Source organism: Sphaerotilus sp., assembly GCF_031429695.1.
Classification (GTDB): domain Bacteria; phylum Pseudomonadota; class Gammaproteobacteria; order Burkholderiales; family Burkholderiaceae_C; genus Sphaerotilus.
The window spans coordinates 1-11,037 of the sequence record NZ_JANPAB010000085.1 but is presented as its reverse complement, the minus strand read 5'-3'; the positions used below and the strand labels follow the sequence as shown (position 1 = coordinate 11,037).

The 11,037-nt window shown below is 68.0% G+C and carries 11 protein-coding genes and 1 pseudogene; 7 read left to right on the top strand and 5 right to left on the bottom strand.

Features of this window, described 5'->3' with window-relative positions; all coding sequences use genetic code 11:
- The first annotated feature begins 372 nt into the window (after positions 1-372).
- Positions 373-1,887: a hypothetical protein gene (locus RMP06_RS16675; RefSeq protein WP_310462919.1), complete on the top strand. Its 1,515-nt coding sequence runs from the start codon at positions 373-375 to the stop codon at positions 1,885-1,887.
- Positions 1,888-1,900: 13 nt separating this feature from the next.
- Entirely contained in the window at positions 1,901-2,959 is a 1,059-nt protein-coding gene (gene mnmH, locus RMP06_RS16670; protein ID WP_310462918.1) for a tRNA 2-selenouridine(34) synthase MnmH, read from the top strand.
- Here the strand turns inward: mnmH and RMP06_RS16665 are convergent.
- Positions 2,943-4,085, bottom strand: coding sequence for a carbonic anhydrase (locus tag RMP06_RS16665; protein WP_310462917.1), 1,143 nt, complete (start codon positions 4,083-4,085; stop codon positions 2,943-2,945). The two genes, mnmH and RMP06_RS16665, sit on opposite strands and share 17 nt — an antisense overlap.
- Positions 4,086-4,171: 86 nt before the next feature.
- The gene (gene gnd / locus RMP06_RS16660; protein ID WP_310462916.1) at positions 4,172-5,605 is read right to left on the bottom strand and encodes a decarboxylating NADP(+)-dependent phosphogluconate dehydrogenase; all 1,434 of its coding nucleotides are present in this window, start codon (positions 5,603-5,605) and stop codon (positions 4,172-4,174) included.
- Between the two features lie 96 nt (positions 5,606-5,701).
- On the opposite strand from gnd, the gene RMP06_RS16655 reads away from it, so the two are divergent.
- A complete protein-coding gene (locus tag RMP06_RS16655) occupies positions 5,702-6,148 on the top strand; it encodes an SRPBCC family protein (RefSeq protein ID WP_310462915.1) in 447 nt (148 codons plus the stop codon).
- 25 nt (positions 6,149-6,173) lie between these two features.
- Here RMP06_RS16655 and RMP06_RS16650 read toward each other — a convergent pair whose 3' ends face one another.
- Both RMP06_RS16650 and RMP06_RS16645 read right to left on the bottom strand, forming a co-directional pair.
- A complete protein-coding gene (locus tag RMP06_RS16650) occupies positions 6,174-7,034 on the bottom strand; it encodes a J domain-containing protein (RefSeq protein ID WP_310462914.1) in 861 nt (286 codons plus the stop codon).
- A 67-nt stretch (positions 7,035-7,101) separates the two neighbouring features.
- On the bottom strand, positions 7,102-8,682 hold the full coding sequence (locus RMP06_RS16645) for an ATP-binding protein (RefSeq protein WP_310462913.1): 1,581 nt from the start codon (positions 8,680-8,682) through the stop codon (positions 7,102-7,104).
- 98 nt (positions 8,683-8,780) lie between these two features.
- Here RMP06_RS16645 and RMP06_RS16640 point away from each other — a divergent pair, with 98 nt between their 5' ends.
- Together RMP06_RS16640 and RMP06_RS16635 are read left to right on the top strand one after the other, a co-directional pair.
- Positions 8,781-9,065 carry a type II toxin-antitoxin system prevent-host-death family antitoxin gene (locus RMP06_RS16640; RefSeq protein WP_310462912.1) on the top strand — a complete coding sequence of 95 codons (285 nt, stop codon included), beginning with the start codon at positions 8,781-8,783 and terminating at the stop codon, positions 9,063-9,065.
- A complete protein-coding gene (locus tag RMP06_RS16635) occupies positions 9,066-9,530 on the top strand; it encodes a type II toxin-antitoxin system VapC family toxin (protein ID WP_310462911.1) in 465 nt (154 codons plus the stop codon). It abuts the gene before it with no gap.
- Between the two features lie 20 nt (positions 9,531-9,550).
- Here RMP06_RS16635 and RMP06_RS16630 read toward each other — a convergent pair whose 3' ends face one another.
- A complete protein-coding gene (locus RMP06_RS16630; protein WP_310462910.1) occupies positions 9,551-10,111 on the bottom strand; it encodes a Uma2 family endonuclease in 561 nt (186 codons plus the stop codon).
- An 89-nt stretch (positions 10,112-10,200) separates the two neighbouring features.
- Between RMP06_RS16630 and RMP06_RS16625 the strand changes: the two genes are divergently transcribed.
- Both RMP06_RS16625 and RMP06_RS16620 read left to right on the top strand, forming a co-directional pair.
- Complete coding sequence (locus RMP06_RS16625) at positions 10,201-10,872, top strand: HNH endonuclease (RefSeq protein ID WP_310462909.1); 672 nt, start codon at positions 10,201-10,203, stop codon at positions 10,870-10,872.
- A 28-nt stretch (positions 10,873-10,900) separates the two neighbouring features.
- A pseudogene (locus RMP06_RS16620) lies at positions 10,901-11,037 on the top strand (DDE-type integrase/transposase/recombinase); the annotation flags it as partial.

The window sequence follows — 11,037 nt, the reverse complement described above, 5'->3', positions numbered from 1 at the left end:
CACGAACTGATCAATCAGCTCCTTCGGTATCGCCGGCATCGCCGCCACTGCGGCCAGCGCCGCCTTCGTCGTCTTCCTGCTTGGCATACATGCTCCTTCTTCTCATGCTATGCCTCGCACACAAAATCCCGGATAGGCTCGACACTCCATGCGGTACCTGGGAGCTGCTGGCGGATGCCGTGTACCCAGGGGGTGTGGCGGCTGTGCGAAAAGCTGGCTGGCCATTGCCCGGGCAGATCAAGCACGAGTGGGCACAGCGCATCGGTCCTCTAATGGACGTGACACGCAACGAATCTCCCAGTTTTGGCAAGTTGCGCGATGGACTGCGCAGGCTTGCACCACCGACCTTGCACATGGAATGAGGCTAACCGCATGAAATTCCGCATCACCGACCCCGTCACCACCATCCACGCCATGAACCGTCCGACCCGGTACGCCCTTGCTGCCCTGCTGACTTCGCTGCTGGGCGCCGCCGCGTCCGCGCAGACGGTCACGCCCTTGCCCTCTGCCAGCACCTTCCTCTACGGCTGGAACGTGCATCTGCCCTCGACCTACCCGTACGGCACGCTGCCCGCGCTGGCTGGCCGGCTCGCCACCAGCGGCGCCAACACCTACCGCGACGCCGAGGAGTGGGCCTGGGCCGAGTACGGCACCGCCGGCGTCATCCGCTACGGCGCCGACCTCGATGCTGCCGTCACGCAGGTGCGCGACCGGCTCAAGCCCGCCGGGCTCCTGGGGCTGCAGATCCTCGGCTTCGAGAACCCCCTCTACTGGCAACAGTCCACGCAGGACATCACCGTCAACCCCGCCGCCGCCGGCTCGGTGTTTCAGACCTACGCCCAGGGTTTCCGTGCCTATGCGCAGCGGCAGGTCGTGCGCCGGCCCGGGCAGGGGCTGTACCAGATCGGCAACGAATGGAACGGCGGTTTCCACCTGAACCGTGCCATGCCGAACTACACGCTGGTGCGCGACGGCGACACCTACGCCCGGCTCTACCTCTCGGTGGCCGCCGACCTGCGCACCCGCGCCCCGCAAGCCCGGCTGCTCACCGGCGGACTGGCGGACTGCGCGGCGAGCCCGACCTTGCCTTACGGCATGTGCTGGCCCTGGCTCATCGACCAGCTCGCGCACGCCAAGCGCCTGGGCGGCAGCCTCTCGCTGATCGACGGCCTGGGTGTCCACGCCTACGCCGACTACGACCCCGTGGCCATCCCCGAGCGGCTCTACAGCGGCCTCGTCACCGGCCGCAACTGGCTGATGACGCAGTCGCCCGCCTACGCCGCGTCGCCCAAGGATTTCTACCTCACCGAGACCGGCATTCCCACCATCACTTCCAGCGGCCAGGCCATCAGCGAAGCGTCGCAGGCCGACTACCTGCAGCGCATGGCCTTGCTCTACCGCACGCTGCCGTATGTGAAGGGCGTGTGGTTCTACGAGTTCGCCAACCAGCCGCTCGCCGGGCGTGAAGGCACGTTTGGCGCGGTCACGGCGTCGCTGGTGGACAAGCCCGCCTTCGCGCCGATGAAGGCGCTGGCGCCGCTGGTGATCCGGGGCACGAACTGGAAGCTGGTCAGCGGCGACGTGAAGGTCACCGACTGGGCCAAGCGCCTCACCGACCAGTGGATCCTGTACCGCCCGACGAAGCTCTACACCGTCGAGTGCGACTACACCGACCCGGCCGATGGCAAGCCCAAGCGCATCACCGCCTTCTGGGCGCCACAGGGCACGCTGCCGGTGACGGTGCAGACGGTGGGCACGACGGTGGCCCACCGCACCGCGTTCGCCGGCACCTCCACCACCCGCTCGGGCACCTTCGCCCTGACGGCGACCAGCAGCCCGCAGTTCCTGATCCGGCCGGCCGGTGTCGGGTCGGTGCTGGTGAAGTGAAGGCTGCGCCGCGATGAGCCACAACCGCCCCGTCGCCATCGACCAGATCGGCGAGTTCCACACCGTCATCGACGCCCGCTCGCCGTCGGAATTCGCGCTCGACCACCTGCCTGGCGCCGTCAACTGCCCCGTGCTCGACGACGAGGAGCGCCGCATCGTCGGCACGCTCTACAAGCAGCAGGGCGCGTTCGAGGCACGGCGTATCGGCGGCGCGATGGTGGCGGCCAATCTGGCGCGGCACCTGCGCGACCAGTTTGCCGATCGGCCAGCCACCTGGCGCCCGCTGGTCTACTGCTGGCGCGGCGGGTTGCGCAGCGGCTCGATGGTGCAGTGGCTGCGGCTGGTCGGCTGGGATGCGCAGCAGCTCGCTGGCGGCTACAAGCGCTTTCGCGGCCACGTCATCGCGCAGATCGAGGCGATCGCGCCGCAGTTGCCGCTGCACGTGCTCTGCGGCCCGACCGGCAGCGCCAAGACGGCTCTGCTGCACGCGCTGGCGGCGCAGGGTGCACAGGTGCTCGATCTGGAGGGGCTGGCGGTGCACAAAGGCTCCGTGCTCGGCAAGGTGCCCGGCGTGGCGCAGCCGTCGCAGAAGCGCTTCGAGACGCAGCTGGCGATGCAACTGCAGGCGCTCGACCTGAGTCGCCCGGTCTTCGTGGAATCGGAGAGCCGCAAGATCGGTCAGATCTCGCTGCCCACGCCGCTGCTGGAGCGGCTGCGGGCGAGCCCGTGCACCGAGATCGCCGCGTCGCCCGAGGCGCGGCTGGCCTACCTGCTGCGCGACTATGCCTATCTGGGTGAGGACGGCCCGCGGCTGGCGGACACGCTCGGCCTGCTGCATGGCCTGCAGGCCAACGAGACGATCGCGCGCTGGCAGGGCTGGGCGCTGGCGGGCGCGCTGAGTCCCCTGTTCGCCGAGCTGATGGCGCTGCACTACGACCCGCTCTACGCCCGTTCACAGAACGGCAACTACCTGCGCCTGAAGGAAGCCCGTCAGGTGGAAGCGGCCTCGCTGGACGAGGCCGCCCTGGTGGCGCTGGCGACCGAGATCGCCCGGATCAGTTCGATTCCTTGACCATCCGGCCGCTGGCCTGCTGGATCGGGCGGGCGTTCATCGGATAGAGCCGGGTGAACACCGCGAGCTGGTCGGCCGAGAGCTGCGCCGGCTGTTTCAGCACCAGCCACAGCACACCCTCGCTGCAAGGCGGCGTCGTCAGCGAGCCCATGTAGGTGTAGTAGCGGCGGTCTTCCGGCAGCAACAGGTTCATGTCGATCGGCACCGGTGACTGCAGCTCCTCGTTCTTCTCCAGCGGCATGCTGTTCCAGACGAGCTGCACCATCGGATGCTGCTTGCCCTGGTCCATCAGCACGGCGACCACCGCGAGACGGCCTTCCGGATCCTTGTGGACCAGGTGCGCGACCATGTCGAACTGCTTGCCGTTGATGCGCTCTTCCGACGGACGGTGGAAATGGAACTGCACCAGGTCGTAGCGGCGGCCGGCGACCTCGATGCTGTTGCCGTAGCCGAGGTTGGCCTGCACGGTGTGGCCGTTGTCCAGCACGTTGAAGCCGGTCGCGCGGTAGTTGAACTTGATCGGCTCCAGCTCGACCTTGATGCCGCCACGGATGTCGATCGGGCTCTGGCGCTTGCCGCTGGAGCAGGTCGAGAAGTCGGACTTGAGCTTGCCCCACTCGGCCGGGCCACCTTCGCCGCCGTAGGACCAGTGGGCGACGTGGGCGGCATGGGCAGCGGCCTCCACCGTGGGGGCGCCGTGGCCATCGGGCGCGTGTCCCGGTGCGGCTGCAGCGGGGCTAACGATGCCCATCGTCACCGACGGGGCGGCTCCGTGGGCGGCCGGGGCACGTGCAGCGGCGTGGCCGCTGGCTGGGCGCGGCTTCTGGGCCTGCGCTTGCGCGGCGCGTACGCGGGCGATCCGCTCCTGCAGTCGGCGCGCCAGTTCGTCTGACGGCAAGGCGGCCGGCGCTGCGGGATCGGCTGCGGCCGCCGGGGCAGCAGCGTGCGCCGCAGGGGCTGCACCGTGGGCCGCAGGCTCCGCCGCGGGAGCCGGTTTGGCTGCGGCTGGCTTGGCCGGTGCAGCGGGTGCCGCGTGACCGTCGCTGGCGGCAGCCCAAGGGCTGAACAGCAGCGCTGACACCAGGGCGACGAGTTTCAGGGGATGCGGGTGGGGGTGGCGGACCATGGGCTTCTCCGGCAGGGTAGTTGGCGTGGTTTTCGACGCCTGCCCCGCCGACTTGAATCGGCCCGCAACCCTGTGCGCCGAGCCGGTCAGCCCACCACGTCCGGCCACACGGTATGGAACTTCTCGCCCGCCGGCTTGTCGGTGCGCTCGTAGGTGTGCGCGCCGAAGAAGTCGCGCTGCGCCTGCAGGAGGTTCGCCGGCAGCCGTGCCGTGCGCAGGCTGTCGTAGTAGCCGAGTGAAGCGCTCATCGCCGGCACCGGGATGCCCTGCGTCACCGCATGCGCCACCACCTCGCGCCACGCCTGCTGTGTCCGGTTGAGCAGCTCGGCGAAGTAGGGCGCCAGCATCAGGTGCGCCAGATCCGGCTGGGTGCGGTAGGCGTCGGTGATGAAGTTGAGGAAGCGCGCCCGGATGATGCAGCCGCCGCGCCAGATCGACGCCAGCCCGCCGAGGTCGATGTCCCAGCCCTTGCGCGCGCTCATGCTCTTGACGAGGTCCAGCCCCTGCGCGTAGCTGATGACCTTGGCGGCGTAGAGCGCGTCGTGGATCTTCGCCACCAGGGCGTCTCGCGCGGCGCGGTCGCCGGTCCATGCGCTGTCCGGCCCGTGCAGGATCTGGCTGGCCACCACGCGCTGCGCCTTCTGCGACGACAGCACACGGGCTTCCACCGCGGCGTTGATGGTGCTGATCACCACCGCCTGCTCGGCGCCGTTCACGATCGTCCACTGGCCCGTGCCCTTCTGGCCGGCCTTGTCGAGGATGAGTTCGACGATCGGGCGGCCGGTTTCCGGGTCGATCTGCTCCAGCGCCTTGCCGGTGATCTGGATCAGGTAGCTCTGCAGCTCGCCTTCGTTCCAGCGGTTGAAGACCTCGGCGATCTCCAGCGTCGCCATGCCCGCCGCCTGCATCAGGTGGTAGGCCTCGCAGATGAGCTGCATGTCGCCGTACTCGATGCCGTTGTGGATCATCTTGACGTAGTGGCCCGCGCCACCCGGTCCGATGTGGCGCACGCAAGGCTGGCCTTCGGCGACCGCCGCGATGCTCTCGAAAATCGGCTGCATCACCGCCCAGGTGGAGGCCGGCCCGCCCGGCATGATCGCCGGCCCCTTACGCGCCCCTTCCTCGCCGCCCGAGACACCCGCGCCGATGAAGCGCAGGCCCAGCGGCGTGAGCCATGCGTCGCGGCGCTCGGTGTCGGTGTAAAGGCTGTTGCCGCCGTCGATCACGATGTCGTCGGCCTCCAGCAGCGCAATGAGCTGCTCGATCACCGCGTCCACCGGCGCGCCGGCCTTCACCATGAGCATCACCTTGCGCGGGCGCGCCAGGCTCTGCACGAACTCGGCGAGGCTGTGCGTGGCCGTCAGGCGCTTGTCCGGATGCTGCGCCACGAACGCGTCGGCGACCGCGTTGGTGCGGTTGTAGACGCTGACATGGAAGCCGCGGCTTTCCACATTGAGCACCAGGTTCTGACCCATCACGGCCAGACCGATCAGGCCGAAATCGTTGAGCTTGTCTGTCATCACATCACTGCGGTAGGCTAAAGGCGCACAGCGTAGCGGGCTGGGCCGGGTCGGTCCAGTCTGGTCAACCCATGACAACCCATCAGGAGATCTGCCATGTCCCACACGATCCGACTCCACCGTGTCCTGCGCGCGCCGCCGGAGCGCGTCTACCGCGCCTTCCTCGACGCCGACGCTCTGGCCAAGTGGCTGCCCCCGAACGGCTTCACGGCCAAGGTCCACCACATGGACGCCCGCGTCGGCGGCACCTTCCGCATGTCGTTCACGAACTTCGGCAACGGCCACAGCCATGCGTTCGGCGGTGAATACCTGGAGCTGACACCGCACACGCGCATCCGCTACACGGACCAGTTCGACGACCCGAACCTGCCCGGCGTGATCACGGTGACGGTGGAGCTGAAACCGGTGCTGTGCGGCACCGAGCTGAACGTGGTGCAGGAGGGCATCCCGGAGATCATCCCGCCCGAGATGTGCTACCTCGGCTGGCAGGAATCGCTGGTGACGCTGGCGATGCTGGTCGAGCCGGAGATTCCTGCGGGCTGAACCTGCCGCGCAGCCGCGCAGCCGCTCAGCCGCACTCCGCCGCGAGCCGGCGCACCACGAGCTGACGCAGCTCCTCTTCGTCCTCGAACTTCAGGTCGTGCATGCCCAGCCGCAGCGTCCCGCCCCCACGCAGCAGGGCGCGCTGCACCACGCCGTCGCACAGCGTCACCAGTTCGGCGATGGCGTCCCGGTCTGGTGGGGAGGTCTGCTCGATCCTGCTGTACAGCGTCCGCTTGTGCAGGCTGGCGACGCTGCGCGGATAGCGTTGCGCGATCTTTTCTCGCACGCTGTCGGCCGTGACGCTGCGGCCGAGGACCGACACGATCTGGCTGACGAACCGCGCCGCGTCGATCTCGCGGGCCAGCAGGAGCTGCTCCGCGTAGGCGAGCAGGGCCTCGTCGGTGCCGAAATGGCGGCTCAGGAACTCGGTGCGCAGCCGGTCAGCGAGGTCGGTGGCGTCGGCGTAGTGCTGGTGTTGCAGCAGGTGCAGGCGGAATTCGTCGCCCATGTGGGCGGACAGGCGCTCCAGCCGGGCGTGGTGCTGCCTGATCTCGGGGAAGAAGCCGACAGCGATTTGCCAGCGTTCGGCCAGTGGGTCGGGTCCGTCGTGGTGGTGGGGCGGCGCGGGAGGGCGTTCGCCGGCCAGCGTGGCGTCGTAGGCGTGCCGATGCACGGGGTCGGACAGCACGTCATGCGCGGCGTTGATGCGCTGGATGCGGTCGATCGCGTCCGGGGCCGGGTTGCGGTCGGGGTGGTACAGCGAGGCCATCGCCCGGTACGCGGCCTTGACGACGGCGGCCTCGGCGTGGCGTGCGAGGCCCAGGGTCTGGTAGTGATCGGGCGTGGCGGGCGGTGCGGGCGGTGCGGGTGGGGGCAGGCTGGACATGGACCGGGCATGGTAACGAGTTGTTCAGCCAATTGGCTTCATGCCCGCTTGGGTAGGGGTGGTGCGGCTATATCGGCGGCAATGTTTCAGTTTCGAAGCCGATCAGATTGCGGGCGGCCCGGCTGAACTCCACGCCGATCAGGTGGACGGGTTCACCGCGGGCGCGGTACTTGTCGGCGTAGCCCAGCGCCTTGATCTGCTGGAGCGCCTCGCCCTTGGCCGCCTGTTCGACCACCTTGAACTCGAAGACGAACACCTGCGCGGCGAACAGCACGGCCATGTCGATGCGGCCGTGGTTGGTCGTGTCTTCGACGCGGAGGTCGAGGCCAAGGGCGGCGAAGTAGCTGTAGAAGACGCTGGCGTAGTGGCCCTCGAAGCCGGCGAGGGGGTTGTTGCGGTACCAGTCGTGGGGGATGCTGGCGAAGAGCGCGCGGAACAGCGGCTCCAGCGCGGCCAGGTCGGCGTGGCGCAGCAGGTCGCGCAACTGGAGGCGGGCCTGGATCACCGGCCGCTCCGGCACGCCATAACTCGGCAGCAGGGCGCGGTTCAGGCTGGTCTCGACCTCGCGGTTCGGATAGCCGAGGGTGTAGATCGGGTCGTCCTCGGGGGTGGCCGGCGTGGCTGCGTGGATGGTGAGGTAGCCGGTCTGGAACAGCAGGGCTTCCGGGGCGATCTGGTCCACGTCGAAGCTCGACAGCAGGGCCATGCTGCTCTGCAGGCGCTGCAGGTCCGGGGTGAACCACTGCCGCTCGGCCAGCAGCTTGACGAGGAAGGTGGGCGTGCCGGTCTCGAACCACCAGGGGCGGAACTCGCGGTTCTGGAACAGCAGCAGCAGGTCGAAGGGGTTGTAGACCGAGGTGCCGAGCCAGTTGTAGCCGTTGTACCAGCGGCGGATCTCGTCGCGGTCCAGCCCTGGCAGCTCGGGGGCGAAGACGGTGTCCACATCCGCGTCGGTGTAGCCGCACAGCGCACTCCAGCGGGGCGTGAGCGTGATGTCCTGCAGGTGGTTCAGGCCGGAGAAGATGCTGACCTTGCTGAACTTGGAGACGCCGGTGAGGAAGACAAACGCCAAGTGTTCATCCGCCGCCTTGAGCACCCCGTAGAGGTTGCGCAGCCCGTCGCGCATCGCGGTGGCGGTGTCGCGGTCGGTGAGGTGATCGAGGATGGGTTTGTCGTACTCATCGACGAGCACGACCACACGCCGGCCGTGCGTGGCGTGGAGCAGGCGCAGCAACTCGCCGAATCGGCCACTGACGGTGCGGAACACGGGGTCCAGGGAGAGGCCGAAACGCTGCTGCTCGGTGTGCAGGATTTCGTCGATGCGCTGGTCGAGTTCGGCGCGGTCTCGCAGTTGGCTGTCGGCGAAGCTGATGCGGATGACGGGATGGGGTTGCGACCAATCCCAGCGGGTGTCGGCAGCGAGTCCGTCGAACAGCGTGCGGTTGCCCTCGAACAGTTCCTTGAGGGTGTCCACCAGCAGGCTCTTGCCGAAGCGGCGGGGGCGGCTGAGGAAAAACGCCTTGCCCGCCGCCTCGATGAGGTCGATGGCCATGCCGGACTTGTCCACGTAGTAGCAGTCGCCTTCGCGGATTTCCCGCAGGGTCTGGAATCCGATGGGCAACTGGCGGCGGGTAAGTGCTGGCGTCATGGTGTTCAGTGTAGGGGTTGAACGGTCGGTTCCGTGGTCCGTCACGTTGACGGCGAGGTGTCTGTTCTGTACTGTTTGTACAGTTTCTGGAGCCCATGATGACGACACCCCCTTCACCCCTTCGCTACGGTCTCGAACAGGCCCGCGCCCAGTTGCCGCACATCGCGTCGGAGGCCCACGCCGGGTACGCCAGTGTCATCACGCGCCACGGCAAGCCGGTGGCGGTCGTCGTGCCGGTGGCGCAGTGGGAGCAGGCGCTGCAGCCACCACCGCCGTCCGCCGGGCCTGGGTTGCTGGCGCTGCGGGGGTCCGGGCGCGGCCTGTGGGGGGAGGATGCGGCCCGAGCCGTGGCGGACCTGCGTGATGAATGGGAGCGGGGCTGAATGGCGCCGCGCAAACCGAAATCAGCGGCCCCGCCACCCGCACGCTGGGGCGGGCTGGCCGAGGGCGCCACGGTGCTGGTCGATACGGCGCCGTTCATCTATCTGCTGGAGGACCACCCGGTGTTCCTGCCGCGTTTCCTCGGGCTGTTCGAGGCGGCGGAGCGGGGCAAGGTCCGGCTGGCGCTGTCGGTGATCACGCTGGCGGAGATCCTGACCGGGCCGCACAAGGCGGGTTTGCCGGACCTGGCCAAGCGGTATGAAACGGCGCTGGCGAGCCGCCATTCGGTGGTACCGGTCACTGCGCCGATCGCGGGACTGGCCGCGCAACTGCGGGCGCGCTACCGGTTGAAGCTCCCGGATGCGCTGCAACTGGCGACGGCGCTCGACATCGGGGCGGCGGCGCTGGTGACGCATGACCGGGATTTTTCGGAGGTGCAGGGGATTCCGGTGCTGACTGGCGGGTGAGTCGCGTCCCCTGTCGATGGTCAATCGAGGTCCGCGTACAGCACCGCCTCCTCGATGCGCAGATCCACGCTCCCGAACGCGATCCCCTGCCCGGGATCGAAGGGATGCAGCACCCACAGCCCATCCGCCCCGCAGCGGTACACATCCGCCCGGCGCGTGTCGGGGTCGATCAGCGCGATCTCGCGCAGCGTCGGGATCTGGCGGTAGTGGGCGAACTTGGCGCCCCGGTCGTAGGCGGCGGTGCCGATCGAGAGCACCTCCACCACCAGCGTCGGATCGCGCTTGATCAGCGGACGCCCCCGGTCGGCCTCGCTGCAAGTGACGACCACGTCCGGGTAGAAGTAGCTGTTGGCGGTCTCGGCGTGCAGCTTCATGTCGCTCATGAAGGTGCGGCAGGGCGTGCCGTGCAGGTGCTGCTTCAGCGCCATCGCGACATTGAGCGCGATCGTTACATGCCGGTCCGTGGCGCCGGCCATCGCCCACACCTCGCCGTCAACGTACTCGTGGCGCTCGGTCTGGGTGACTTCCCAGGCGAGGTAATCGGCGGCGGTCATGGTCGGTTGCGGGGCGGGGTGTCCCATCGTGGTGCTCCAAATCGGGGTGCAGAGGTGATTATGGGCGGCCTCACTGGCGACAATTGAGGCTGACGCCGCTGCTGGCGTAGACGTGAATGAAAAACCTGGGGAAATCGATGAGCGATGGCTGGAGTAAAGAGGAATTGCGTGCCTCAGTCGAGGCGTACCTCGACATGCTGGACAAGGAGCGCCACCACCGGGCGTTCGTCAAAAAGCACTGTTACGAAGACTTGGCCGCTCGGTTCGGGCGCAGCGCCAAAGCCTTCGAGTATCGAATGCAGAACATCTCCTATGTCATGACGCTGCTCGGGCGCGACTGGGTGACGGGTCTGAAACCTGCCAAGAATGTGGGCGCGAATGTCATCACCGACATTCAGGCCATCCTTGCTGAACTGGAATCCGAAAAAGTGCTGCGCGAAGTGCCGTTGCAGCCGTATCGCGTTGAGCTTGTGGGCGTGAAACAGCCAGAGGCGTTTTTGACGGAGGTGCAGCGTTATGCCCGCATGGGGTCAGTACGCGGGAACGTGTTGGCGCTGGCGGGTGGACGGTGCGAAGCCTGCGACAAACCAGCCCCATTCAACGGGGCCGACGACCAGCCTTTTCTCGAAGTCCACCACGTCCGACCGTTGGCCCGGCAGGGATCGGACACCGTCGCCAATGCGGTGGCGTTGTGTCCGAACTGCCACCGTGCGGCGCATCACAGCAAGGATGCCCTGGCGCTGATTGAGCGCCTGTATCAGCAGCTAGGGCGCTTGGTGCGGGAGTGACACGCGCCGACTGACCCGCTGACTGGCCCCTGGCCTGATCGTCCACACGGATCGTGGCAGCCAGTACGCCAGCGCGGCGCATCAGGCGCTGCTGGCCAGGCACGGCCTGGTTGGCAGCATGAGCCGCAAGGGCAACTGCTGGGACAACGCGGTGATGGAGCGCTT

What these genes read in the sequence shown, in the direction of transcription:
- RMP06_RS16675 (WP_310462919.1), top strand. Translation starts at nt 373, where the DNA reads ATGAAATTCCGCATCACCGACCCCGTCACCACCATCCACGCCATGAAC.
- mnmH (WP_310462918.1), top strand. Translation starts at nt 1,901, where the DNA reads ATGAGCCACAACCGCCCCGTCGCCATCGACCAGATCGGCGAGTTCCAC.
- RMP06_RS16665 (WP_310462917.1), bottom strand. Translation starts at nt 4,085, where the DNA reads ATGGTCCGCCACCCCCACCCGCATCCCCTGAAACTCGTCGCCCTGGTG.
- gnd (WP_310462916.1), bottom strand. Translation starts at nt 5,605, where the DNA reads ATGACAGACAAGCTCAACGATTTCGGCCTGATCGGTCTGGCCGTGATG.
- RMP06_RS16655 (WP_310462915.1), top strand. Translation starts at nt 5,702, where the DNA reads ATGTCCCACACGATCCGACTCCACCGTGTCCTGCGCGCGCCGCCGGAG.
- RMP06_RS16650 (WP_310462914.1), bottom strand. Translation starts at nt 7,034, where the DNA reads ATGTCCAGCCTGCCCCCACCCGCACCGCCCGCACCGCCCGCCACGCCC.
- RMP06_RS16645 (WP_310462913.1), bottom strand. Translation starts at nt 8,682, where the DNA reads ATGACGCCAGCACTTACCCGCCGCCAGTTGCCCATCGGATTCCAGACC.
- RMP06_RS16640 (WP_310462912.1), top strand. Translation starts at nt 8,781, where the DNA reads ATGACGACACCCCCTTCACCCCTTCGCTACGGTCTCGAACAGGCCCGC.
- RMP06_RS16635 (WP_310462911.1), top strand. Translation starts at nt 9,066, where the DNA reads ATGGCGCCGCGCAAACCGAAATCAGCGGCCCCGCCACCCGCACGCTGG.
- RMP06_RS16630 (WP_310462910.1), bottom strand. Translation starts at nt 10,111, where the DNA reads ATGGGACACCCCGCCCCGCAACCGACCATGACCGCCGCCGATTACCTC.
- RMP06_RS16625 (WP_310462909.1), top strand. Translation starts at nt 10,201, where the DNA reads ATGAAAAACCTGGGGAAATCGATGAGCGATGGCTGGAGTAAAGAGGAA.